We start from the raw sequence: 23005 nt of genomic DNA on the forward strand, positions 1-23005 counted from the left end.
GATGATCGATTTACGCAGTGATACCGTCACCCGTCCCGGCAGCGCGATGTTACAGGCGATGATGGCCGCTGAAACCGGTGATGACGTCTATCGCGATGATCCCACCGTCAATGCACTGGAAGCCGAAGCCGCACGTCTGAGTGGTAAAGCGGCAGCGCTGTTTTTCCCTACCGGCACGCAGGCGAACCTGGTGGCCCTGCTCAGCCACTGCGAACGCGGCGAAGAGTATATTGTGGGCCAGCAGGCGCACAATTATAAATATGAAGCCGGCGGCGCGGCGGTGATGGGCAGTATCCAGCCCCAACCCATTCTCGCAGCAGCAGACGGCAGTTTGCCGCTGGATGTCGTGGCAGACGTTATTAAACCCGACGACATCCATTTTGCCCGCACCCGGCTGCTGAGCCTGGAAAATACCCATCATGGTAAAGTGTTACCCGCTGCCTACCTGGAGCAGGCCTGGCATTTTACCCGAGCACATAAACTGGCGCTGCATATCGACGGTGCTCGCATTTTCAATGCGGTCGTCGCACAGCAAACCACGCTGGAAAACATTGCCCGCTATTGCGATACCTTGACCATTTGTCTGTCGAAGGGCCTGGGCGCGCCGGTAGGCTCGCTACTTTGCGGCGAGGCAGCCTATATCGAACGTGCACGCCGCTGGCGCAAAATGGCCGGCGGAGGCATGCGCCAGGCCGGTATTCTGGCGGCGGCGGGCCTGTATGCGCTGCAACACAACGTTACGCGTTTGCAAACGGACCACGACAACGCCGCCTGGCTGGGACAGGAACTGCGAAAGATGGGGATTGACGTCGCTGAGCAGCAGACGAATATGCTGTTCGTGCGCATCCCGGTCGATCAGGTTACGGCGCTGGGCCAGTGGATGCATGCGCACAACGTCCTGATGAGTGTGGGCCCGGTAACACGGATTGTGACCCATCTGGATGCTGAGCGTCCCGTGCTTGAAACGGTGCTCGGCCACTGGCGGGCCTTCCTGGCACAGCACCGTCCTGATGCGGCATCGGATGCGGTGAACCTGCCCGCCTCGCCTTACGCAGGCCGCTGAACTCGTCACAGCGCCGTGATCGAGGGATTATTGCGCTGTGCCGTATTTCTCCAGCAGGGCCTGCGCTATCGCCAGGGTTTCGGCATCCGCGAAGCCCTGAATGTTTGCAGAACGAAAATGCATCTGAAAGGCGGCAATCAGTTTCTGTTGCTCGTCCGCGCTCATTCCTTCCGTTACCTGATAACCATAACGCTGCAAGCACTCCAGCAGGGTTACGGCTGGCACAGCGGCGTAACGATCGCGTCCGGCCAGATAAAACGCCACGCGTTGTGGATCGGGCCACGCGCCAATGCCCTCAGCGGCCAGTTGCTGCCAGGGAAACAGCGGGCCGGGATCCTGCTTACGCTGCGGCGCGATATCGCTGTGGCCCACAATATTTTCCGGTGCGATGCCATAGCGCTGCGTTATATCCCGTACCAGCGCCGCCAGGGTGCGAATCTGCGCAGGGGGAAACGGTTGCCACGTCACTCCGGCCGGCGTCCGGCGGTAGCCGTTGTTCACCAGTTCGATGCCCACCGAGGTGTCGTTAATACGGGTTGCGCCGCGCCAGAAGCTGGCGCCGGCATGCCAGGCCAGATCCTGCTCCGGTACCAGTTGCCAGATAATGCCTTTACCGTTGCGCTGCGGTGGCTGGCGGGGAATAAGATAATGCACGCTGACGTCACGGTCAGTCAGCGTAGCCAGCGAGGAGGCGAAATCCTCGGCAGTATAGTGAATCACCACCACCTTCACGCGCGGACGCGCGCCCTGTGCGGGATGGCGCAAATCAACCCAGTAGCCCGATCGTGATTCAATGCCTGAGTGGCAGCCCGCCAGCAGCAGCGCCATCAGACAGCACAGGAGGCGTTTCAACGAATAACAACCGCCGTGCCGCTGACGCTAACCATCAGCATGCTGCTGTCTTTCCCTACGGTTTCATAGTCAATATCAATGCCCACCACCGCGTTCGCTCCTAGCGATCTGGCCTGGTCTTCCAGCTCTTTAAACGCGATCTCGCGCGCTTTACGCAACTCTTTCTCATAAGCGCCCGAGCGGCCGCCCACAATATCGCGAATCCCGGCGAAAAAATCGCGGAATATATTGGCCCCCAGAATCGCTTCACCGGTGACTACGCCGCAGTATTCCGTGATGCTGTGTCCTTCCAGCGTCGGGGTTGTTGACAATTTCATCGTACTCTCCTGTTACCGAAACGGGTCAAAGGCTCTTTCACCTAAAAGCAGGGCTATACTCTATGTTAAAAAAGCACCTTGCCAGAGAACAATAAGGAAATCGAGATGAGAAACAAAGGTTTTGCGCTTTTGCTCCCGGCTGCGCTGCTGCTGAGTGCCTGTACGACGGTCGAGCCGGTAATCAAGGATAATGGCCCGCGCATGGCCCCCTGCGTGGAAGGTGGCCCGGACACCGTCGCCCAGCGTTTTTACGACATGCGTATCGAGCATCCTTCATCCGGCCTGCCTGATACCGCGACGCTGGCACAGTATCGTCCTTACCTGAGCGATGGACTTTATCAGGCGCTGCTGCAAGCCAGCCAACGTCCGGATGCGGCGACGTGGCGCAACGGCGATCTCTTCTCCAGCCTGGCTCAGGGGCCAACCGGGGTTGACGTTGCCGATGCTTCCACGATTCCTAACCGGGATGCCCGTAACATTCCCCTGCGCGTGAAAATGAGCCGCGGTGACAAACAGTGGCAGGACGAAGTGCTGATGATTCATCAGGGCAGTTGCTGGGTCGTCGATGATGTCCGCTATGTGGCAGATGTCCCGCATCCTGGCGGAGGATCGCTTAGCCAGCTGCTTGAAAAAACAAAGAAATAAACGCTTTTTGACATCTGCAGATAAAAACGCCGGCTGCCAGGCCGTGCGTTTTTATCCCGCGCCACCTCCGGTTCCCCGTCTTCTCACCGCCTTGTCTCGCGATATCTTGTGCTAATCTTTTGTGTGTTTACCGCTTATTCGTAAATTTTAAGCCACCTTAATTGCATAACTATTTTGGTGACGTTAAAATCCGCAAAACTAATAGCTATTCAAAATTGGCGCATGAGTATTCAACTAAACGCGATTAATTGTTTCTACGGTGCTCACCAGGCGCTGTTTGACATTAACCTGGAATGTCCGCAGGGCGAAACGCTGGTGCTGCTTGGCCCAAGCGGCGCAGGAAAAAGTTCGCTGTTGCGCGTGCTGAATCTGCTTGAGCGCCCACGCTCAGGCCAGTTGCACATTGCAGGTAATGATTTCGACTTCAGCAAAACCCCTTCAGAGGCCGCGATACGCGAGCTTCGTCAAAATGTCGGAATGGTCTTCCAGCAATATAATCTCTGGCCGCACCTGACGGTGCTGCAAAACCTGATGGAAGCCCCCTGCCGTGTACTGGGCCTGAGCAAGGCCGACGCACGCGCCAGAGCCGACAAGCTCCTCGATCGTCTGCGCCTGACCAGCTATAGCGACCGTTTCCCCCTGCACCTTTCTGGCGGGCAACAGCAACGCGTAGCCATTGCCCGTGCGCTGATGATGGAGCCGCAGGTGCTGTTATTTGATGAACCCACTGCCGCGCTCGACCCTGAAATCACCGCCCAGATCGTCAGTATTATCCGCGAGCTGGCTCAGACGCAGATTACACAGGTTATCGTGACGCACGAAGTGGACGTGGCCCGTAAAACGGCCAGCCGTGTAGTTTATATGGAAAACGGGCATATCGTGGAACAGGGTGATGCCAGCCGCTTTACACAGCCGCAAACCGAGGCGTTTGCACATTATCTTTCGCACTAAGTCAGGATGCTAAAAATGAAAAAAGTCGTACTTGCTGCACTGCTTGCCGGATTGAGTTTAAGCGCCTCCGCCGCTGAAACTATTCGTATTGCCACCGAGGCCTCCTATCCTCCGTTTGAATTTGTCGATGCCAACAACAAAATTCAGGGCTTCGACGTCGATCTGGCGAATGCGCTGTGTAAAGAGATGGATGCAACCTGTACCTTTACCAACCAGTCTTTTGACAGCCTGATCCCAAGCCTGAAATTCCGCCGTTTCGATGCCGTTATGGCCGGTATGGACATTACGCCTGAGCGCGAAAAGCAGGTGCTGTTCAGCAAGCCTTACTACGATAACTCCGCGATTTTCGTGGCGCAGAAAGGCAAAGTGGCCAGTGTTGATGCGCTGAAAGGTAAACGTGTAGGCGTGCAAAACGGCACCACACATCAGAAATACCTGGCCGACAAACACAGTGACATCACCGTTGTTCCTTATGACAGCTATCAGAATGCCGTGCTTGACCTGAAAAATGGCCGTATTGATGCGGTCTTTGGCGACAGCGCCGTGGTGAACGAGTGGCTGAAACAAAACGCGAATCTGGCCCCGGTGGGTGAGAAAGTCACGGATAAAGCCTATTTTGGCACCGGCCTGGGCATCGCCGTTCGTCAGGGCAATACCGAGCTGCAAGGCAAGTTCAACACCGCGCTTGATAAAATCAAGGCCAATGGCACTTACAAAACCATCTACAACAAATGGTTTCAGCAGTAATCTCTGATGAATGAAATAATTCCGCTTGCAAGCGCCGCCGGCATGACCGTCGGCCTTGCTGTTTGTGCCCTCATCGCTGGCCTTGTGCTGGCGATGATTTTTGCTGGCTGGGAGTCAATGCGGCTGCGTCCGCTCGCCTGGGCAGGCACCGCACTGGTCACCCTGATTCGCGGCCTGCCAGAGATTCTGGTGGTGCTGTTTATCTACTTTGGTGCCTCGCAACTGCTCCTGACGCTGTCTGACGGTTTTACGCTACATTTCGGTCTGTTCAGCGTACCGGTTAAGATGCAGATCGAAAATTTTGATGTCAGCCCGTTCCTGTGTGGCGTAATTGCACTGGCTATGCTTTACGCCGCCTATGCGTCACAAACGCTGCGCGGTGCGTTAAAAGCCGTGCCGGTCGGTCAATGGGAATCGGGCCAGGCGCTGGGCATGAGGAGGTCGGCGATCTTTTTCCGCCTCATCATGCCGCAGATGTGGCGTCATGCGCTGCCCGGTCTGGGTAACCAGTGGCTGGTCTTGCTGAAGGACACTGCGCTGGTGTCGCTTATCAGCGTTAACGACCTGATGTTGCAAACCAAAAGCATCGCTACGCGTACGCAGGAGCCCTTTACCTGGTTCCTGATTGCGGCAGCCATTTACCTGGTGATTACGCTGTTTAGCCAGGCAGTGCTGCGTCGTATTGAACACCGGACAACCCGTTTTGAACGGGGGAACAGCTGATGCTGCAATATTTACCCGAACTGTTGAAAGGGCTTCATACCAGCCTGACACTGACTGCGGCGTCGCTGGTGGTCGCGCTGTGTCTGTCGCTGATGTTTACCATTGCACTGACCCTGAAAACACCGCTGTTTTCGCCCCTGATTAAAGGATTTATCACGCTGTTTACCGGCACCCCGCTGCTGGTGCAGATTTTCCTGATCTACTACGGGCCCGGTCAGTTTCCCAGCCTGCAAAAACTGCCGTGGCTGTGGCATCTGCTGTCACAACCCTGGTTGTGTGCCATGCTGGCGTTGTCGCTGAACAGTGCTGCCTATACCACGCAGCTGTTTTACGGTGCGGTGCGGGCGATACCTGCCGGTCAGTGGCAGTCCTGCGAGGCGCTGGGCATGACGCCCAGACAAAGCCTGCGCATTTTGCTGCCTTATGCGTTTAAGCGTGCACTCTCCTCTTACTCCAATGAAGTCGTGTTGGTCTTTAAGGGCACCTCGCTGGCGTTTACGATTACGCTGATGGAAGTCATGGGACACGGTCAGTTACTGTATGGCCGGACCTACGATGTCACGGTTTATGCGGCTGCGGGACTGATTTACCTGTGCGTTAACGGCCTGCTTACCCTTCTGATGCGCCTGATCGAAAAACGCGCTCTGGCCTTCGAGCGTCGCGACTGATCTTCAGGCAGGGAAACCTGCCTGAGTAATTTTTCAGTCACATTTATTGCATAAAAATTCATTATCTGGCATCTTACTCCGCTGTATGTTATGTGACTGATGGCCAGGGAGCCTGTAATGAAAAAATGGATGATTGCTGCAGTACTGGTAAGCCTGGCGGTAAGCGCGCAGGCCGCTGAGAAAATTCGTTTCGCCACCTCTGCTACCTATCCCCCTTTTGAATCGCTGAACAGCGACAACCAGATTGTCGGCTTTGATATTGATCTGGCAAAGGCCCTTTGCCAGCAGATGAAAGCGGAATGCTCGTTTACCAATACGGCATTTGACAGCCTGATCCCCTCGCTGAAGTTTCGCCGATATGATGCCGTCATTGCCGGCATGGACATCACGGCCGAGCGCAGCAAACAGGTCGATTTCACCCAGCCTTATTATGCCAACTCGGCGATTGTGATTGCCCCGAAAGGCAAATTCAGCGCGATAAGTGACCTGAACGGTAAACGCGTAGGCGTCGAAAACGGCACCACGCACCAGAAATACCTACAGGACAAACATCCGGACATCAAGGTGGTGGCTTATGACAGCTATCAGAATGCCATTCTGGATATGAAAAGCGGCCGTCTTGACGGCGTGTTTGGCGACAGCGCGGTGGTCAATCAGTGGTTAAAAACCAACAGCGATCTGGCCAGTGTGGGTGAGCATGTGACGGACGCCGATTATTTTGGGACCGGCTTAGGCATTGCGGTACGCAAAGGTAACGACGGCCTGCGTGAGAAACTTAACCAGGCACTGGCGGCACTTAAAGCCAACGGCACCTGGCAGAAAATCAACCAGCAATGGTTTCCTGAATAAGGTTTATGGGCCAGCCGCGTACTCTGCTGACCGGTTCTGCACTGTCCTCAGTTCAGCAGCTTACCTGGCTGGCCCGCCCTGACGTTGATGCGTCAACAGCGTCAGCACCTCATAATGCGCGGTGTGCGGGAACATATCAAACAGCTGGACCTGCGTTACCCTGTAGTCACTGAGCCGGGCGATATCCTGCGCCATGGTCTGTGCATTACAGCTTGAATAAAGTACATAATCCGGTGCCATCGCACGGAGATACTCACACAACTCACGGCCAATCCCCCGACGCGGTGGATTGACCAGCACCAGCTGCGGCACCGCTTCGCGTCCCAATGCAAACGCGGTGGAATCCAGCGCGGCAAAACTGACATTATCCAGGCCCAGCATAGCGGCAGAGCGTTCTGCACAGCGAATCGCTTCGGCGCTGATTTCAATCCCGGTAAGCTGCAGGGACGGCGACGCGCAATGCAGGCCAAATCCGCCCACCCCGCAGAACAGATCCCACATGCTGGTTACCGGGAGCGCACGGACCCAGTCGCGCGCCGTGGCATACAGCGCACTGGCGACCTGAGGATTGGTCTGGAAAAAACTCTGAGGGCGGATCCACAAGGGCACCCCATTGAACGTTTCTGCCAGCGACTGGGTCGGCGTTAACGGAATCTCCTCCTCCCCTTCCAGAATGGCCATATGAACCGGCTGGATATTGGCGGAGATCACCGTCAGTTGCGGCAGCTGTTGCTGAAGCCAGGGCAGCGCAGCTCGCAGTTGTGCCAGCTTCGTGTGCGAGCGCAGAACAAAGCGCAGCATCATGCCGCCCTGCGTGCTTTCCGTCAGCAGCAGATACTTCAGCTCACCGCGCTGGCGTTCAATGTTGTATGGCGTTAACCCCGCGCGCGCGATAAACGGTTTTAAGGTTGCCAGCACTGGTGAAAAACGGTCAGGGTAAAGCGGACAGTCCGACAGATCGACGGCCTCGCCGTTGCGCTGCACGATGCCAAAAACAGGCCGCTCTACACTTCCACTGACCACCATCTTCGCTTTATTACGAAACCCTTCCTGGGCCGAGGCGACCGGCGGCAGCCAGGTTGCAACCGGAACATCAGCCAGCAGTTGGGCCAGCAGAGACTGTTTTTCATCAAGCTGCTGTGAATAGGGTTTTTCGAGCCACTGGCATGAGCGGCAGCGGTTAGCGTCATAGAGCGCGCATTGCATGGTAAAGCCTGTATTGCCTGTCGGGAGGGTGAGCGGAGCGCGATTGTATCACCGCTTGCGAAAAAATGCGCGGCTACTGGCGGGCAGAAACAACAGCAGGAATACCGCCAGGTCGGGCAGTTTTTGCTGCAAGGTGTGGTGAATGATCTGCAGATTACTTTCGCCGTCAATACTGAAAATTTCCGGATAGATCCCGCCCGTGGAGGCCATCAGCATGTAGCACAACACCACAATCTGCACCACGACAAATCCCCAGCGCCCGCGATTGCTCCCGCGCATCAGGGTAAAGGCACAGCGCAGCTCAAATAAAAAAATGATCTGACTGGCAATGAAAATCAACGTGGAATCCCAGGACTGCGCACTGCGATGGAGAAAGTTGATGATTTCGGTATAGCCCAGCGCGTTCACCAGCATCAGCACGCTGAGGCAGCGCGTGGCAATAATGGCGATGCCGGCCACCGTAACGGGCACCGGCGCATCCGGTAAAACAGAACTGTGCTTCAGGGTTTCCGACATGTCCTCGACTCCGCCACGCGATAAAAAGGCTGGATAAACCAGCCTTTATCTATATTGGCAAACGTCAGGCATTTCAGCCACGTTTAGCTTTCTGAATATCGCTTAAACGCTGTTTTTCTTCATGCGCCATCACGCGCCAGGCGATAAAACCGACAATGCCCACGACAAACAGGATGAGTGACGCCAGGGCGTTAATCTCCGGATTGACCCCACGACGCACCGTGGCAAAAATCGCCATCGGCAACGTTGTCGCGCCCGGCCCGGTGACAAAGCTGGCAATCACCAGATCGTCCAGCGATAAGGTAAAGGCCAGCAGCCAGCCGGTGACGATAGCGGGTGCAATCATCGGCACCGTAATCACGAAAAACACCTTCAACGGCGTTGCGCCCAGATCCATCGCCGCCTCTTCAATGGAACGGTCCAGCTCACGCAGGCGCGAGTTAATCACCACCGCCACGTAGGCTGTACAGAAGGTCACGTGCGCCAGCCAGATGGTCAGCGTGCCGCGTTCGCTTGGCCAGCCCAGCGCATTACCGAGCCCCACAAAGAGCAGTAACAGCGACAGACCGGTAATCACATCCGGCATCACCAGCGGTGCGGTCAGCATAAAGGCAAAGCCGTTATGCCCACGAAAACGCCCAAAGCGCACGATAATTACCGCCGCCATCGTGCCCAGCACCACCGCCATGGTGGCAGAAAGCGCGGCGATGGTCAGGCTCAGCACCACCGCATCGATCATGGCATCGTCCTGGAACAACACCTTATACCAGTGGAAGGAGAAACCTTCCCACACCGTCACCAGCTGCGAGCTGTTGAAGGAGTAAACCACCAGCAGCAGCATCGGCGCGTAGAGAAATAAAAAGCAGCAGGCCAGGATGACTGTGCGCCAGGGAGAGCGGATCGTTGGCAGATTGTTCATCCCTTCTCTCCCATTTCGCGGTTTTGGTGTTTGTGGAACCAGATAATCGGCAAAATCAAAATCAGTAAGATGATCACCGCCAGTGCCGACGCCACCGGCCAGTCACGGTTGTTAAAGAACTCCTGCCACAGAATGCGGCCAATCATGATACTGTCCGGGCCGCCCAGCAGCTCAGGGATCACGTACTCGCCGACCGCCGGAATAAACACCAGCATGGATCCGGCAATGATGCCGCCTTTGGTCAGCGGCACAATCACGCTAAAGAAGGTTTTCAGCGGACGCGCGCCCAGGTCCAGCGAGGCTTCCACCAGCGAATAATCAATGCGCGTCAGCGCGGTATAGATCGGCAGCACCATAAACGGCAGATAGCAGTAGACGATGCCAATGTACACCGCCGTGTTGGTATACAGGATGATCAGCGGATGATCGATCACCCCCAGCCACAGCAGGAAACGATTAAGAATACCGTTATTGTTCAGCAGCCCCATCCACGCATAAACCCGCACCAGAAACGATGTCCATGAGGGCAGAATCACCAGCAGCAGCAGGATGGATCGCATTGAAGGCTTACTGTGCGCGACCGCCCACGCCAGCGGATAACCTATCAGCAGGCAAATCACCGTCGAGATAGCGGCCACTTTTAATGACTGCAGATAGGCGTCAATGTAGAGCGGATCGTCGCTGAGCGTGACGTAGTTGCCCAGATTGAGCACCAGGCTCAGCTGATCGTCAGCCCAGTTAACCAGTTCGGTATAGGGCGGAATGGCGCGCGCAATGTCGGCAAAACTGATCTTAAGCACGATCAGGAAAGGCAGCAGAAAGAACAGCGTCAGCCATATGTAAGGTAAGGCAATGACCAGCTTGCGCCCGTGCTGCATTTTGACGCGCGTTGCCCAGCGCTGCAGCGGCGTGCCCAGCAGTTTGGCAGGGGCTTTAGTGCGTTGAAAAATCTGGCTCATCCCGCCTCCTTAAACCGTCAACACCACGCAGCTGTCGCTGTCCCAGCACAGGCGGACTTCATCGCCCCATGTCGGTAGCCCTTTGCGGTAGCGATGTTCATTTTGCAACTGGGCGCTCAGCATCTGACCGCTGTGCAGGCGCACGTGATAAATGGACAGATCGCCCAGGTAGGCAATATGGACCACTTCACCGACGGCAAAGTTACAGCCATCCGCCGGCACCGTTTCGCACAGCATCACTTTTTCCGGGCGCAGCGCAACATGTACCGGCACGTTATCGACCACCGACACGTCCGAATCGACTTTAAGCGGATGTTTCAGGCCCGGGCTGTCAATCACCAGGCCATCTGCCTGACGCTCACGCAGCAGACCTTCAAACACATTGACCGAACCGATAAATTCCGCGCTGTAGCGGCTGGTCGGATGCTCATAAATCTCCTCCGGCTCGCCGATCTGCACAAATTTGCCCCGGTTCATGATAGCGATGCGCCCCGCCATCGTCATGGCTTCTTCCTGATCATGCGTCACCATCACGCAGGTTGCCCCCACCCGTTCCAGGATATCCACCACTTCCAGCTGCATCCGATCGCGCAGCTTTTTATCGAGCGCGCCCATTGGCTCATCCAGCAGCAGCAGTTTTGGCCGTTTTGCCAGGCTGCGCGCCAGCGCCACGCGCTGACGCTGACCGCCCGAAAGTTGATGAGGTTTGCGCTTAGCAAACTCCTGCATATGTACCAGCGATAACATTTCTTCGACACGGCTGGTAATTTCGCCTTTAGCCAGCTTGTCCTGTTTCAGCCCGAACGCAATGTTCTGCTCCACCGTCATGTGGGGAAACAGCGCGTAACTCTGAAACATCATATTAATAGGACGCTGATAGGGCGCGACATGCGACAGATCGTGTCCATCCAGCACAATCTGCCCGCGGGTGGGCTGTTCAAAGCCTGCCAGCATGCGGAGTAAGGTCGATTTACCACAGCCGGATGCGCCGAGCAGGGCAAAAATTTCGCCTTTATAAATAGTCAGGCTGACATCGTCCACGGCATGCTGGCCGTCAAAGGATTTTGTCAGATTACGAATTTCCAGTAACGGCGTTAACGCTTTTGCCGTTTTAGTCTGCGGGCGTGGGATGGCATCGTTCACTCATATCTCTCCGGAGCCAGGCGGAACAACGCGGCAAACAGTGCCGCTAAAAATGGCACAACAGAGGCCGGGACTGCGCCTCTGTTGCTGTAGCAGGACATGCCGTTTCGTTACTTACCGCTTTTAACCTTAGTCCATGCACGCGTGCGCACACGATCCAGTTTCGGATCCTGTACCTTCAGTACAAACAATTTGGCCATGGCATCCGGCGTAGGGTAAATGCCCGGATTGTTGCGGATATCGGCATTAATCAGCGGCAGAGACGCTTTATTGCCGTTGGCATAATTCATTTTGTTGGACACGTCAGCGATGACTTTCGGATCCATGATGTAGTTCAGCCAGGTGTAAGCCGCGTCCACATCTTTGGCATCTTTAGGAATCGCCATCATATCAAAGAACGCCAGTGCGCCCTCTTTCGGTACGCTGTAGCCGATATTGACGCCGTTCTTCGCTTTTTCTGCGCGATTTTTTGCCTGAAGAATATCGCCGGACCAGCCGATCGCCACACAGATGTTGCCGTTGGCCAGATCGTTAATGTATTGCGACGAGTGGAAGTAACGAATATTTGGACGCAGCTTCAGCAGCAGATCGGTCGCGGCACCGGAATAATCCTTAGGATCGCTGCTGTTCGGATCTTTGCCGAGGTAGTTCAGCACGGTCGCGAAAATTTCTTCAGGTGCATCCAGGAACGAGACGCCACAGCTTTTCAGTTTTTCCAGGTTCTCAGGTTTCAGCACCAGATCCCAGCTGTTGACCGGCGCATCCGCACCCAGTGCGGCTTTGACTTTTTCAACGTTGTAGCCAATGCCAGTGGTGCCCCACAAATACGGAATGGCATATTTATTACCCGGATCGTGCTGGGCAACCTTCTCCATCAACGCCGGATCAAGATTTTTATAATTGGGCAGTTTGCTTTTATCCAGCGGCTGGAACACGCCAGACTGCAGCTGACGCGCCAGGAAGCTGGACGAAGGCACCACCACATCGTAGCCGGTGCTGCCGGCCATCATTTTGCCTTCCAGCACTTCGTTGGAATCAAACACGTCATAAACCACTTTAATACCGGTCTGCTTTTCAAAGTTCGGCACGGTATCGGGCGAAATATAATCCGACCAGTTATAAACGTGCAGCGTTTTATCTTCCGCCATGGTACTGGCTGAAGCAGCCATCAGCACCCCAGCAACCACACCTGACAACCATTTTTTACGTTGGTTGAACATGTTTTTAATCCTCCTGAGCGGGTTATAACAACGCTGCACATCAGTGATCCGACATTGCGTTTTTATGATTTAAAAATCAGTGACACAATGAATCATTATTCAGTGGACGTTTAATAGTAAAAACCTATACCAGCACGGTATTCCTGCGGTTAGTGCCGCACCGCAAGCATAGCCGCCCCGTTCGGGGTTAACCATACCTCAGCGTAAAAAACGCCTGAACGTAATATTTTATGCATGTTTAAGCTATGAGGTTCGGCTTTTACGGCATAAAGAACGTCATAAATCTGGCAATTAAGGGCTTAATGCAGAATAAAACATTACGGTTACAAAATAATCTACCTCCTTCACAATTGATAACATTGAGAATATTTGACGCTGAAGGAAAAAACGCTTATGACGTGTGCGGCAGGAAAGCCTGTGCCAGGGACAGGCAGCGTGACAGGCATAAAAAAGCCGTCCTGGCAGACGGCTTAATCACGGCGGTGAGGATCAGTGAAGAACGGAATGCATGCTGCTGGTGGCAACATGCTCTTCATCTTCACCCATCATCAGCAGGTTGTTGGCGAAGGCTTCCATGATGACCATGGAAATTTCTTCTTCGCTCTGCTTCATGAAATGCGAAAACTGGCCGAAGGTTAATCCGGCTGTGATCATCATCGACTGGCACACAATCAGCTTCGGCAGATTGTCATCCTGAATATCGATAAACGCTTTCACCGTTAACGAACTGGCGTTAATTTGCGACAGGTCACCCACCAGCGGAATTAACGCCGTCGGCTTCACTTCCGCCAGTGCTGAAAACAGAATGACGTTGTCTACCAGGTCGATTTTAGCGTCAAACACCCCGTCGAAGTTTTGCATATGCGGCAAATGCAGCGCCTGACAAGCATCACATTCAAACCAAGTGATATTTTGCTGATCCAGCCAACGACGCAGCAGGTCGATATCCGGAACGACAAGAGAATCCATTGTAAAATCCCATGGGGTGATAAATAAGCGACTTAGCTTACGGAAAAATGTGGTGAGTTTCCACGAAAACCACTGAAAAGCGCGGGTCAACCTGCGGTTTTAGGACGGTGCCCGGGGGTAGCGTACCGCTCAATATGATCGATCATCATACCTGCAATGTTAAGACCACTTGTAGTTTCAATACCTTCCAGACCGGGCGAGGCATTCACTTCCATCACCAGTGGACCGCGATTTGAACGCAGAATATCTACACCCGCGACATCCAGCCCCAACACCGCCGCCGCTTTAACGGCCATCAGACGTTCCTGCTCACTGATGTCAACGATGCGGGCTTTGCCGCCCCGGTGCAAATTCGAACGAAAATCGCCCTCTTTTGCCTGACGCTCAATCGCCGCCACGACCCGGTCGCCAATCACCAGACAGCGTACATCGCATCCGCGCGCTTCCTGAATAAACTCCTGCACCAAAATATGCGCATTCAGTCCACGAAACGCATCGATGACACTTTCAGCCGCCTGGCGGGTTTCCGCCAGAACCACGCCGATGCCCTGCGTGCCCTCGACGAGCTTTACCACCAGCGGCGCACCGCCCACCATGGCGATCAGGTCCTGTGTATCATCGGGCGACGAGGCGAACCCGGTCACCGGCATGTCGATGCCATCACGGGCGAGCAGTTGCAGGGAACGCAGTTTGTCCCGGGCACGCGTGACCGCAGCGGACTCATTGAGTGGATAGCTGCCGCACATCTCAAACTGGCGCAGCACCGCCGTGCCATAGAAGGTGATTCCGGTACCGATACGGGGAATCACGGCATCGAAGTGACCCAGCAACTCGCCACGGTAATGGATACCGGGCGAGGCAGAATTGATGTTCATGTAGCAGGAAAGAGGATCAATGATTTGTACAAAATGACCACGCTGTTCGGCGACTTCACGTAAACGGCGGCAGGAATAGAGCGATCCATCGCGCGACAGAATAGCCATTTTCATCAATTAAAATCCTTGGGTTGAATTAGCGTGTTGCCCAGCCCTGCTGATGCAGGTAGTCCAGCATAAACGGGCGCGTTTCTTTAATAATCAGGCGCTGAATCAACTGACTCCAGGTTTCGCTGCGCTGGTTGCTGTCGCGTTGTTCGTAATAGATCGCCGTCCGGTTATCGTAATCAGCCAGCACGGCCGGATCCACTGGTTGATAGCGATTTTCATGCACTAACATGGCCTGGGGAATACGCGGCTTCACATCCGGCACCGATTCGGGATAGCCCAGACAAAAACCAAACAGCGGCAGGACAAATTTTGGCAGCCCCAGCAGTTCTGTTACCTGAGCGATATTGTTACGGATGCCACCAATAAATACGCCGCCCAACCCCAGCGACTCTGCTGCAACCATGGCATTTTGCGCCATCAGCGCCGTATCGACACAGCCCAGCAGCAGTTGTTCTGCGCGGCCCAGCTGCGCATCGGGGCAAATTTGCAGATGACGATTAAAGTCAGCACAAAATACCCAAAACTCAGCGGCTTCCCCTACCCATGTCTGTCCGCCTGTTAATGTCACCAGCTGCTCACGCATGGCCGGATCGGTGATACGGATGATGGATGAGCACTGCAAAAAGCTGGACGTGGACGCCGATTGCGCCGCAGCAATAATCGCTTCGCGCTGTTCAGCGCTTACCGGCTGGTCAGTGAACGCGCGAATTGAACGGTGGCTGCACAGTAAATCGATTGTCGGTGTCATAAAGTCTCCAGCTGATTTATCTTTTTTTGTCGGAAAGGTTGAACAACTGCGGCGCAAGCGCTTTCGCACTGCGCCACATCAGGAGCCAGGCGGCAGGCAACATTAGCAGAATGCCGATGATAAACAGCGCGGTAGCCAGCCCGGGTGTAGCCAGGCGGCCCGGCAGGCCAGGGAACCAGTGATTCACAACCAGCAATGCACTGGCAATCAGTAACCCACCCAGCGCTTCCATCACCAGCAGTGCTTTCGGCAATTTAGCGACGTTTTGCATGCGTTTCTCCTGCCTCAAGGCCAATCGCCCCCCAATTATGGTTAACATCCGCAAATTTGCACATCAGAGGTGTCGGGATTGTTCCGCTCTGCCGACGTGCGACGGATTCATCGGGGACGGGCATTAGACTAACAGGTAATTCCTGCTTTCTTTAAGCGCAACGAGCGGGCATCATAAGCGGCTTTTCTGACGTGATTCCGTGTCACTCACACGACGTCCCTTGCAAGGAGTTTTCGATGATTGCTGTTATTTTTGGTCGTCCCGGCTGCCCGTACTGCGTTCGCGCAAAAGAACTGGCTGATAAACTGCAAGCTGAGCGTGATGATTTCAACTATCAATACGTAGATATTCAGGCGGAAGGCATTACTAAAGCGGATTTAGAGGCCAGTGCGGGGAAACCGGTCAGCACCGTGCCGCAAATTTTCCTGGATGAGCAGCATATTGGTGGTTATACCGAGTTTGCCGCATGGACGAAAGAGAATCTGGGCTTCGTGGCCTGATTTCGCTCACCCGGTCAGCGCGCTGACCTCACGGGTGAGTTCTTCGTTGCCTGTATCAGATACCGTTCGCAGAGTGCCGGGTCTCTGATGCAGGCCGTTCCGGCCTTACTGTCTGATTGCCACAATCAGCTTCATCAGTCTGACCAGCAATGCGCCGCATCCTGCCCAGAACATCCCGCTCAGGCTCCAGACCATAATATAGTCCCAGCGTGCCGGCACAGCGAAAATACCGTGCAGCAACAGCGCCGCCAGCAAGGTGCCAACAGAGGCCATGATCAACGTACTTTTCAGCGGTGCCGAGTGCTGCATAAACGCCATCAATCCACCCGGCAGTAAAAAAAGCAATAATGCAGGCTGACTGTGCAACGCATGTTTATCCAGGGCACAAAAATCCTGGGCAAAAATAAACACCAGACAATAAAGCAGACCTCCTGACAGACAGGTCGCCCAAAAATAATAACGCTGCGGCATAACTCCCCACTCATTTAAAACACGCCAAAACATCGCTTTTGACCTTGATGAGCCTGGTGGAAATAAAAATAAACAGTCGTTTTGTGTACGAATGAAAGTCGCCAATGGCTGAGAAAGTATTTTCTGATTAGAATATTACCCGCGTTATCCGCGCAGTCATTATGGATGACGTAACGGCACGCTTACGGTCTGGACAAGATAGCGAAAAACAGACCACTCTTCAATACGTTACACGTAAACAAGAAGTTAAAATGTTGAATGTTAACATCGCAGAATTGTTAAGAAGTAATGACATTTTGTTATTATTTTTCGTACTGGCGTTGGGACTTTGCTTAGGAAAATTACGGTTTGGCTCCGTCCAGCTCGGAAATTCCATTGGCGTATTAGTCGTTTCGTTATTATTAGGCCAGCAACACTTCTCGATGAATACCGATGCCCTGAGCCTGGGCTTTATGCTGTTTATTTTTTGTGTCGGCATTGAAGCCGGCCCTAACTTTTTCTCTATTTTCTTTCGGGACGGGAAAAATTATTTCATGCTGGCCATTGTCATGGTCGCCAGTGCTCTGCTGCTGGCGCTGGGCTTTGGCAAGCTTTTCGGCTGGGACATCGGTCTCACCGCCGGTGTTCTGGCGGGTTCGATGACGTCGACGCCAGTCCTGGTGGGCGCGGGCGATACGCTGCGTCAGAGCATTAGCGACCCCAGGCAGTTAGGCATCATGCAGGATCAACTCAGTCTGGGCTATGCGGTTACCTATCTGGTAGGGCTGGTCAGCCTGATTTTCGGTGCACGTTATCTGCCACGTCTGCAGCATCAGGATCTGTCCACCTGTGCTCAACAGATTGCGCGTGAGCGCGGTCTTGATGCCGACAGTCAGCGTAAGGTTTTTCTGCCCGTTATCCGCGCCTATCGCGTGGGCCCGGAGCTGGTGGAATGGAGCGGCGGTAAGAATCTGCGCGAGCTGGGCATCTATCGCCAGACGGGCTGCTATATCGAACGTATCCGACGCAACGGTATTCTCGCCAGCCCCGATGGCGATGCTGTGCTCCAGCTGGGCGATGACATTTCGCTGGTGGGCTACCCGGATGCGCACGCGCGCCTGGATCCCAGTTTCCGCAACGGGAAAGAAGTCTTTGATCGCGATTTGCTCGATATGCGAATCGTGACCGAGGAGATTGTGGTTAAAAATCACAATGCCGTGAACAAGCGGCTGAGCAAACTTAACCTGACCGATCACGGCTGCTTTTTAAACCGCGTCATTCGCAGTCAGATAGAAATGCCTATCGACGACAATATTATGCTGAACAAAGGCGATGTGTTGCAGGTCAGCGGGGAAGCCCGCCGGGTGAAAAGCGTCGCCGATCGCATCGGCTTTATTGCTATTCACAGCCAGATGACCGACTTACTGGCTTTCTGCGCCTTTTTTATCATCGGCCTGATGACAGGCCTGATCACGTTCCAGTTCAGCAACTTCAGTTTTGGCATCGGTAACGCGGCCGGGCTGTTATTTGCCGGTATCATGCTGGGCTTCCTGCGGGCTAACCATCCTACCTTTGGCTATATTCCGCAGGGTGCGCTGACGATGGTCAAAGAGTTTGGTCTGATGGTGTTTATGGCAGGGGTTGGCCTGAGTGCAGGCAGTGGAATCGATCACGGTATTTCCAGTAACGGGGCGCTGATGCTGTTGTGCGGCCTGCTGGTCAGCCTGCTGCCGGTGGTGATTTGCTACCTGTTTGGTGCCTATATACTGCGCATGAACCGGGCACTGCTGTTTGGGGCGATTATGGGTGCCCGCACCTGCGCGCCAGCCATGGAAATTATCAGTGATACCGCGCGCAGCAATATTCCGGCTTTAGGCTATGCTGGCACCTATGCTATTGCCAACGTCCTGCTGACGCTGGCCGGCACGCTAATCGTCATTATCTGGCCGTTATTGCCCTTATAAAATTTTTTTACTGACGTCCAGAACTTTTTATTTTGATCACAGTCTGAATAAGTGCCACTGCTTTTCTTTGAAATCCCCAAATTGTGGAGCCCGCTGGTCTTTTTCCCGGCGGGTTTTTTTATGCCTGCTTTTCTCCCGTCCTATTTAACACAAAAAAGTCATAAAAGTTAAACCGCGTTGCAACCTCTGTGCAGATTAAGAACCTTGTGATGGACTCGCCGGGCATCTGGATTCAGGATAGCTGACTTAATTTGTTAGCAATGTGTGCTGGCAGATGCGACAGACTCCATCCGGTTTGACCTGCTTGTCAGGCTTTTTTTGGATTGAGAAAATCTGAACATCAGTAAAACGAGGAACCGTTCACGTAATGGAAGAATTAAACCGTACCCTGTTCACGGCGATTAACGCGACGCCCGACTCACCTCACTGGTTACTGCAGCTTGCCACGTTTATTGCCAGAGACGTCATTGCCATCGTGCCACTTTTGATTGTGGCGTTGTGGTTATGGGGCCCGCGCGATCAGGTTGCGTCACAGCGTGTGCTGGTGCTGAAAACCGGCATCGCGCTGCTTTACGCACTGGCGATATCCTGGTGCGTTGGTCAACTGTTACCGCATCCGCGGCCTTTCGCCATTGGTTTCGGTTATCAGTTTCTTCATCACGCACCTGACGACTCGTATCCGAGCGATCATGGCACCACCATTTTTACTTTTGCGCTGGCCTTTCTCTTCTGGCACCGCCTCTGGTCAGGCGTCATCCTGATGGTCGTAGGTACCGCAATCGCCTGGTCACGTATTTATTTGGGCGTGCACTGGCCAATGGATATGCTGGGCGGCTTGCTGGTAGGTATGCTGGGTTGTCTGGCGTCGCATCTTGCCTGGCAGCTTTATGGTGAACGCCTGTTGAATGTTCTTAACCCCGCTTACCGACTGCTGTTTGCGCTACCGATTCGTAAAGGCTGGACGCAGAGTTAATCTTTTGCTGATGTCGGCGCAAACGTACGTGGATTTCAGGGCCGAACGGGCCGCCTGCCGTAAAAAAGGGACGCCATCGCGTCCCTGATTGTTAGCTGAACCACTTCCCGAACCAGCCGTTGAACTTCATCATCACAAAATCGATCATCCGGCTGAAGAAGCCGCCCTCCTGTACATCCTGCAGCACGACCAGTGGCCGCTGTTCAATGGTTTTGCCATCCAATTGGAAATTAATGGTGCCGACGACCTGATTCTTCTTGAGCGGCGCTTCTAACTGGGGCGATGACAGCGTATAGCTGGCTTTCAGGTTTTTCATCTGACCTTTTGGAATGGTCAGCGCGGCATCCTTCGCCACGCCCAGACTGACCTGACTCTGATCACCAAACCAGACGCGCTGCTGGGCGAACGGGGCATCCGCTTTTACTGGCGTAACCGTTTCGAAGAAGCGGAAACCCCACGTCAGCAGCTTTTCGCTTTCGCGGAAGCGAATGGCATCGCTGGCGGTGCCCAGCACCACCGAAATCAGTCGCATATCGCCCTCGGTTGCCGAGGCGACCAGATTATTACCTGCGCCTGACGTATGGCCCGTCTTGATGCCGTCAACGTGAAGGTTGGTGCTCCAGAGCAGACGGTTGCGGTTCATCTGGCGAATATGATTGAAGGTGAACTCTTTCTCTTTATTCAGTGCGTACTCTTCCGGCACGTCGCGGATCAACGCCTGACCAAGCAGCGCCATATCCCGTGCGGTGCTGTACTGCCCTTCCGCATCCAGACCGTGTACCGTCATGAAATGTGTATTGGTCAGCCCCAGCGCTTTAACGTAGTTATTCATCAGCCCGATAAACGCGTCCTGACTGCCCGCCACATAGTCGGCCAGCGCGATACAGGCATCATTGCCTGACTGGATCACAATGCCTTTATTCAGCTCATGCACCGGAATACGATCGCCCGGTTTAAGAAACATCAGCGATGATCCGCGCAGTTTGGGGTTGCCGGTCGCCCAGGCATCCTGTCCTACGGTCACCATGTCATCAGGCTTAATTTTGCCGGCTTTAATTGCCTGCCCAACCACATAGCTGGTCATCATTTTCGTCAGGCTGGCTGGATCAAGCCGCTGGTCCGCATTGGACTCGGTCAGGACCTTGCCGCTGGCATAGTCGATTAAGATCCAGGCTTTGGCATCAATTTGAGGAGCATCCGGTGCCTGTACTGCCAATACAGTTATCGGTGCAATCAGTAGCAAAGAGGTGGCAGCGACGCGCCGCAGGTGAGATGAGAAGCTAGTTTTTGTCATGAGCTTGACCGGATTGTCCTTGTTAAAACGGAAAGTCAAAGGCGTGAAACCCTCTGTCAGAACGCTACCCGCTGGCGTGACTGAAAAAAACCGCTTAATCGTAAAGTTTTATAGATTTTAGTAGATTAACCCTGGCATGACCGTCGCGCGCGTGCCATTTTCCGGCAACAGTGTCGTCCATAAAAATGCGTTAAATTCCGAAATTTTCATCAGAAAGTTAAGGCCGTCACAAAACTGGGTTAACCTGACGCTATTCACTCGAGGAGAACCCGTATGGACCTGGCACTGTTTGATCTGGATGAAACGCTGATTAGTGAAGACAGCACCGGCCTGTGGCTGCGCTGGCTGGTTTCACAAGGCTTTGCGTCCAGTGAGCTGATTGAGGAAGAGCAGGCGCTCATGCGCCAGTATTACGCCGGGACGCTGTCCATTGAAGACTATATGCATAAAACGCTGTCCCCGTTAAGCGGCATGGCGACCCTGACGGTTGAGGGCTGGATCCGCCGCTTTATTCATCGCGACATTATGCCGCGCGTCTATCCTGAAGCCCGGGAACGTCTCAAATGGCATCAGTCACGTGGCGACAGAATCATTGTTATCTCCGCCAGCGGTGAACATCTGGTGACGCCGATTGCCCGCCAGTTAGGGGCCTGCGGTGCCCTCGCCATCGGTGTGGAAGTGGTGGATGAGCGCTACAGCGGCAACACCTACGGAACGATGACCTTTCAGCAGGGCAAAGTGACGCGGGTGGAAGAATGGAAAGCCCAGCGGCCGGATGAACACTACTCACATACCTGGGCTTACAGTGATTCTCTGAACGACCTGCCGATGCTGGTGCAGGCCGATTATGCTCACGTGATTAACCCTGCGGAACCGTTACGCCAGGAAGCCGAAAAACGCGGCTGGCCGGTTTACCACTGGGCGCGTTAAGTTAACCGCGGGAGGCGCTGGCGTCCTGCGTCAGCCCTACCTTCAGGAGCTTGCCGTTAGCTTCATCCGTCAACACATACAGATACCCATCCGGCCCCTGGCGGACATCACGAATGCGTTCGTTTCGCTCACCCAGCAGGCGTTGCGCCTCAACGACTTTTTCACCATTGACACGCAGTCGAATCAGTTGCTTCTCTTTCAGCGCCCCGATAAAGAGTGAATTTTTCCATTGGGGGAAACGGGCACTGTTATAAAAGGCCATGCCGCTTAGCGCTGGTGAAACTTTCCAGTAAAATACCGGCTGTTCCGTGCCCGCCACGTGCGTGCCTTTCGATTCAGGAACCTTGCTGCCGTTGTAATCAATGCCGTAGGTCGCCAGCGGCCAACCATAATTTTTCCCTTTTTCGATCACGTTGACCTCATCGCCACCGCGTGGGCCGTGCTCACTTTCCCACATGACCTGTGTCCAGGGATTAAGCGCCAGGCCTTGTGGGTTACGTAAACCGTAGGCCCAGATTTCAGGCCGGGCACCCTGCCTGCCCACGAAAGGATTATCCCTGGGAACGCTACCGTCGCCGTTCAGGCGCAGCAGTTTTCCCTGCAGCTTGTCGAGATCCTGAGCGGCGCTGCTGACAAAATTATCCCCGAAGGCAATCCACACAAACCCCTGACGGTCAAAGGCCAGCCGGGTTCCAATATTGTTGCCGCTTGAGAGCCGGGGCGTTTGGCTGATGACTTCATGAAAATCGGTCAGCTGGCGATGATCGTCGCTGAGTGTGCCATAACCCACGACGGCCCCCGCCTTGCCGTCGCTGTCCGCTTTGGTATAGCTGAGCCACACCCGACGGCTCTGGGCAAAATCCGGGGCCAGCACCACATCCAGCAGGCCGCTCTGTCGCTGCGCCCACACCGCGGGCACGCCCTTAATCGGCTCAGATAAACCGGTATCAGGTCGCCAGCTACGCAACTGGCCGGCACGTTCAGTGATGAGTAACGTCTGGTTATCCGGTAAAAAGGCCACCGACCAGGGATGGTCCAGCTTATCCTGAAGCACCTTCACCGTCAGATCATCCGCCCATAACGGGCTGGAAACGAGTAACGCGCCATTCAGTAACAGTAGGGTGGAAACACGGGTCATAGCA

25 protein-coding genes and 1 pseudogene are annotated in these 23005 nt (G+C 54.4%); 11 read left to right on the top strand and 15 right to left on the bottom strand.

The window, feature by feature from the left end:
* Position 1 precedes the first annotated feature (1 nt).
* Positions 2-1000: pseudogene (ltaE, locus tag RAC65_RS06675) on the top strand (low-specificity L-threonine aldolase); the annotation flags it as partial.
* 90 nt (positions 1001-1090) lie between these two features.
* Here ltaE and RAC65_RS06680 read toward each other — a convergent pair.
* Both RAC65_RS06680 and RAC65_RS06685 read right to left on the bottom strand, forming a co-directional pair.
* Entirely contained in the window at positions 1091-1891 is an 801-nt protein-coding gene (locus RAC65_RS06680) for an N-acetylmuramoyl-L-alanine amidase (protein WP_185199880.1), read from the bottom strand.
* 20 nt (positions 1892-1911) lie between these two features.
* Entirely contained in the window at positions 1912-2232 is a 321-nt protein-coding gene (locus tag RAC65_RS06685) for a heavy metal-binding domain-containing protein (RefSeq protein ID WP_082999207.1), read from the bottom strand.
* A gap of 105 nt (positions 2233-2337) precedes the next feature.
* On the opposite strand from RAC65_RS06685, the gene RAC65_RS06690 reads away from it, so the two are divergent.
* The 6 genes from RAC65_RS06690 (at position 2338) to RAC65_RS06715 (ending at position 6815) form a co-directional block, all read left to right on the top strand.
* On the top strand, positions 2338-2877 hold the full coding sequence (locus RAC65_RS06690) for a lipoprotein (protein WP_058701036.1): 540 nt from the start codon (positions 2338-2340) through the stop codon (positions 2875-2877).
* Positions 2878-3099: 222 nt separating this feature from the next.
* Positions 3100-3828 carry an arginine ABC transporter ATP-binding protein ArtP gene (artP, locus tag RAC65_RS06695; RefSeq protein WP_110267732.1) on the top strand — a complete coding sequence of 243 codons (729 nt, stop codon included), beginning with the start codon at positions 3100-3102 and terminating at the stop codon, positions 3826-3828.
* Positions 3829-3843: 15 nt separating this feature from the next.
* Positions 3844-4575 carry an arginine ABC transporter substrate-binding protein gene (gene artJ / locus RAC65_RS06700; RefSeq protein WP_033737655.1) on the top strand — a complete coding sequence of 244 codons (732 nt, stop codon included), beginning with the start codon at positions 3844-3846 and terminating at the stop codon, positions 4573-4575.
* Positions 4576-4581: 6 nt separating this feature from the next.
* Positions 4582-5298, top strand: a complete 717-nt coding sequence (artQ, locus tag RAC65_RS06705) for an arginine ABC transporter permease ArtQ (RefSeq protein ID WP_033737656.1) — start codon at positions 4582-4584, stop codon at positions 5296-5298.
* Positions 5298-5966, top strand: coding sequence for an arginine ABC transporter permease ArtM (artM, locus tag RAC65_RS06710; RefSeq protein ID WP_058707612.1), 669 nt, complete (start codon positions 5298-5300; stop codon positions 5964-5966). The genes artQ and artM overlap by 1 nt, the downstream gene beginning before the upstream one ends.
* Before the next feature lie 117 nt (positions 5967-6083).
* Entirely contained in the window at positions 6084-6815 is a 732-nt protein-coding gene (locus RAC65_RS06715; RefSeq protein ID WP_033737657.1) for an arginine ABC transporter substrate-binding protein, read from the top strand.
* Between the two features lie 60 nt (positions 6816-6875).
* Here the strand turns inward: RAC65_RS06715 and rlmC are convergent, their stop codons facing one another.
* From rlmC to RAC65_RS06765, 10 genes are all read right to left on the bottom strand, one after another.
* Positions 6876-8021, bottom strand: coding sequence for a 23S rRNA (uracil(747)-C(5))-methyltransferase RlmC (gene rlmC, locus RAC65_RS06720; RefSeq protein WP_033737658.1), 1146 nt, complete (start codon positions 8019-8021; stop codon positions 6876-6878).
* Between the two features lie 48 nt (positions 8022-8069).
* Positions 8070-8537 carry a YbjO family protein gene (locus RAC65_RS06725; RefSeq protein WP_033737659.1) on the bottom strand — a complete coding sequence of 156 codons (468 nt, stop codon included), beginning with the start codon at positions 8535-8537 and terminating at the stop codon, positions 8070-8072.
* Positions 8538-8610: 73 nt separating this feature from the next.
* Positions 8611-9456, bottom strand: a complete 846-nt coding sequence (gene potI / locus RAC65_RS06730) for a putrescine ABC transporter permease PotI (protein ID WP_375096527.1) — start codon at positions 9454-9456, stop codon at positions 8611-8613.
* The gene (gene potH / locus RAC65_RS06735; RefSeq protein ID WP_039341374.1) at positions 9453-10415 is read right to left on the bottom strand and encodes a putrescine ABC transporter permease PotH; all 963 of its coding nucleotides are present in this window, start codon (positions 10413-10415) and stop codon (positions 9453-9455) included. Before potH ends, potI begins: the two co-directional genes overlap by 4 nt.
* 9 nt (positions 10416-10424) lie before the next feature.
* Complete coding sequence (gene potG / locus RAC65_RS06740) at positions 10425-11558, bottom strand: putrescine ABC transporter ATP-binding subunit PotG (RefSeq protein ID WP_375096528.1); 1134 nt, start codon at positions 11556-11558, stop codon at positions 10425-10427.
* Between the two features lie 110 nt (positions 11559-11668).
* A complete protein-coding gene (potF, locus tag RAC65_RS06745; protein WP_375096529.1) occupies positions 11669-12778 on the bottom strand; it encodes a spermidine/putrescine ABC transporter substrate-binding protein PotF in 1110 nt (369 codons plus the stop codon).
* A gap of 489 nt (positions 12779-13267) precedes the next feature.
* Positions 13268-13747: a YbjN domain-containing protein gene (locus RAC65_RS06750; protein ID WP_033737663.1), complete on the bottom strand. Its 480-nt coding sequence runs from the start codon at positions 13745-13747 to the stop codon at positions 13268-13270.
* Between the two features lie 86 nt (positions 13748-13833).
* Positions 13834-14736 carry a 30S ribosomal protein S6--L-glutamate ligase gene (rimK, locus tag RAC65_RS06755; RefSeq protein ID WP_033737664.1) on the bottom strand — a complete coding sequence of 301 codons (903 nt, stop codon included), beginning with the start codon at positions 14734-14736 and terminating at the stop codon, positions 13834-13836.
* A 22-nt stretch (positions 14737-14758) separates the two neighbouring features.
* Positions 14759-15481: an oxygen-insensitive NADPH nitroreductase gene (gene nfsA, locus RAC65_RS06760; RefSeq protein ID WP_033737665.1), complete on the bottom strand. Its 723-nt coding sequence runs from the start codon at positions 15479-15481 to the stop codon at positions 14759-14761.
* Between the two features lie 16 nt (positions 15482-15497).
* Entirely contained in the window at positions 15498-15752 is a 255-nt protein-coding gene (locus tag RAC65_RS06765; RefSeq protein ID WP_054687954.1) for a DUF1418 family protein, read from the bottom strand.
* Between the two features lie 236 nt (positions 15753-15988).
* Between RAC65_RS06765 and RAC65_RS06770 the strand changes: the two genes are divergently transcribed.
* Positions 15989-16252 carry a GrxA family glutaredoxin gene (locus tag RAC65_RS06770; protein WP_033737667.1) on the top strand — a complete coding sequence of 88 codons (264 nt, stop codon included), beginning with the start codon at positions 15989-15991 and terminating at the stop codon, positions 16250-16252.
* 105 nt (positions 16253-16357) lie between these two features.
* Here the strand turns inward: RAC65_RS06770 and ybjM are convergent, their stop codons facing one another.
* Positions 16358-16723, bottom strand: a complete 366-nt coding sequence (gene ybjM, locus RAC65_RS06775; protein WP_039341385.1) for an inner membrane protein YbjM — start codon at positions 16721-16723, stop codon at positions 16358-16360.
* Between the two features lie 254 nt (positions 16724-16977).
* Here ybjM and RAC65_RS06780 point away from each other — a divergent pair, with 254 nt between their 5' ends.
* Positions 16978-18666: an aspartate:alanine antiporter gene (locus tag RAC65_RS06780; protein WP_033737775.1), complete on the top strand. Its 1689-nt coding sequence runs from the start codon at positions 16978-16980 to the stop codon at positions 18664-18666.
* Between the two features lie 367 nt (positions 18667-19033).
* Entirely contained in the window at positions 19034-19639 is a 606-nt protein-coding gene (gene ybjG / locus RAC65_RS06785) for an undecaprenyl-diphosphate phosphatase (RefSeq protein ID WP_033737669.1), read from the top strand.
* A gap of 91 nt (positions 19640-19730) precedes the next feature.
* Here the strand turns inward: ybjG and RAC65_RS06790 are convergent, their stop codons facing one another.
* Positions 19731-20933: a serine hydrolase gene (locus RAC65_RS06790; protein ID WP_375096530.1), complete on the bottom strand. Its 1203-nt coding sequence runs from the start codon at positions 20931-20933 to the stop codon at positions 19731-19733.
* 273 nt (positions 20934-21206) lie between these two features.
* Here RAC65_RS06790 and RAC65_RS06795 point away from each other — a divergent pair, with 273 nt between their 5' ends.
* Entirely contained in the window at positions 21207-21863 is a 657-nt protein-coding gene (locus RAC65_RS06795) for an HAD family phosphatase (RefSeq protein ID WP_039341391.1), read from the top strand.
* 1 nt (position 21864) lies between these two features.
* Here RAC65_RS06795 and RAC65_RS06800 read toward each other — a convergent pair whose 3' ends face one another.
* Positions 21865-23001: a PQQ-dependent sugar dehydrogenase gene (locus RAC65_RS06800; protein WP_375096531.1), complete on the bottom strand. Its 1137-nt coding sequence runs from the start codon at positions 22999-23001 to the stop codon at positions 21865-21867.
* Between the last annotated feature and the right edge of the window lie 4 nt (positions 23002-23005).

The sequence above is a fragment of the Pantoea sp. BS_8 genome (genome assembly GCF_041954965.1).
GTDB classification, from domain to species: Bacteria; Pseudomonadota; Gammaproteobacteria; order Enterobacterales; family Enterobacteriaceae; genus Pantoea; species Pantoea stewartii.

What these genes read in the sequence shown, in the direction of transcription:
- potF (WP_375096529.1), bottom strand. Translation starts at nt 12,778, where the DNA reads ATGTTCAACCAACGTAAAAAATGGTTGTCAGGTGTGGTTGCTGGGGTG.
- nfsA (WP_033737665.1), bottom strand. Translation starts at nt 15,481, where the DNA reads ATGACACCGACAATCGATTTACTGTGCAGCCACCGTTCAATTCGCGCG.
- RAC65_RS06685 (WP_082999207.1), bottom strand. Translation starts at nt 2,232, where the DNA reads ATGAAATTGTCAACAACCCCGACGCTGGAAGGACACAGCATCACGGAA.
- RAC65_RS06790 (WP_375096530.1), bottom strand. Translation starts at nt 20,933, where the DNA reads ATGACAAAAACTAGCTTCTCATCTCACCTGCGGCGCGTCGCTGCCACC.
- RAC65_RS06690 (WP_058701036.1), top strand. Translation starts at nt 2,338, where the DNA reads ATGAGAAACAAAGGTTTTGCGCTTTTGCTCCCGGCTGCGCTGCTGCTG.
- ybjM (WP_039341385.1), bottom strand. Translation starts at nt 16,723, where the DNA reads ATGCCGCAGCGTTATTATTTTTGGGCGACCTGTCTGTCAGGAGGTCTG.
- artM (WP_058707612.1), top strand. Translation starts at nt 5,298, where the DNA reads ATGCTGCAATATTTACCCGAACTGTTGAAAGGGCTTCATACCAGCCTG.
- potH (WP_039341374.1), bottom strand. Translation starts at nt 10,415, where the DNA reads ATGAGCCAGATTTTTCAACGCACTAAAGCCCCTGCCAAACTGCTGGGC.
- artJ (WP_033737655.1), top strand. Translation starts at nt 3,844, where the DNA reads ATGAAAAAAGTCGTACTTGCTGCACTGCTTGCCGGATTGAGTTTAAGC.
- RAC65_RS06725 (WP_033737659.1), bottom strand. Translation starts at nt 8,537, where the DNA reads ATGTCGGAAACCCTGAAGCACAGTTCTGTTTTACCGGATGCGCCGGTG.
- rlmC (WP_033737658.1), bottom strand. Translation starts at nt 8,021, where the DNA reads ATGCAATGCGCGCTCTATGACGCTAACCGCTGCCGCTCATGCCAGTGG.
- RAC65_RS06750 (WP_033737663.1), bottom strand. Translation starts at nt 13,747, where the DNA reads ATGGATTCTCTTGTCGTTCCGGATATCGACCTGCTGCGTCGTTGGCTG.
- RAC65_RS06765 (WP_054687954.1), bottom strand. Translation starts at nt 15,752, where the DNA reads ATGCAAAACGTCGCTAAATTGCCGAAAGCACTGCTGGTGATGGAAGCG.
- RAC65_RS06680 (WP_185199880.1), bottom strand. Translation starts at nt 1,891, where the DNA reads ATGGCGCTGCTGCTGGCGGGCTGCCACTCAGGCATTGAATCACGATCG.
- RAC65_RS06715 (WP_033737657.1), top strand. Translation starts at nt 6,084, where the DNA reads ATGAAAAAATGGATGATTGCTGCAGTACTGGTAAGCCTGGCGGTAAGC.
- RAC65_RS06795 (WP_039341391.1), top strand. Translation starts at nt 21,207, where the DNA reads ATGGACCTGGCACTGTTTGATCTGGATGAAACGCTGATTAGTGAAGAC.
- ybjG (WP_033737669.1), top strand. Translation starts at nt 19,034, where the DNA reads ATGGAAGAATTAAACCGTACCCTGTTCACGGCGATTAACGCGACGCCC.
- potI (WP_375096527.1), bottom strand. Translation starts at nt 9,456, where the DNA reads ATGAACAATCTGCCAACGATCCGCTCTCCCTGGCGCACAGTCATCCTG.
- RAC65_RS06770 (WP_033737667.1), top strand. Translation starts at nt 15,989, where the DNA reads ATGATTGCTGTTATTTTTGGTCGTCCCGGCTGCCCGTACTGCGTTCGC.
- RAC65_RS06800 (WP_375096531.1), bottom strand. Translation starts at nt 23,001, where the DNA reads ATGACCCGTGTTTCCACCCTACTGTTACTGAATGGCGCGTTACTCGTT.
- artQ (WP_033737656.1), top strand. Translation starts at nt 4,582, where the DNA reads ATGAATGAAATAATTCCGCTTGCAAGCGCCGCCGGCATGACCGTCGGC.
- artP (WP_110267732.1), top strand. Translation starts at nt 3,100, where the DNA reads ATGAGTATTCAACTAAACGCGATTAATTGTTTCTACGGTGCTCACCAG.
- rimK (WP_033737664.1), bottom strand. Translation starts at nt 14,736, where the DNA reads ATGAAAATGGCTATTCTGTCGCGCGATGGATCGCTCTATTCCTGCCGC.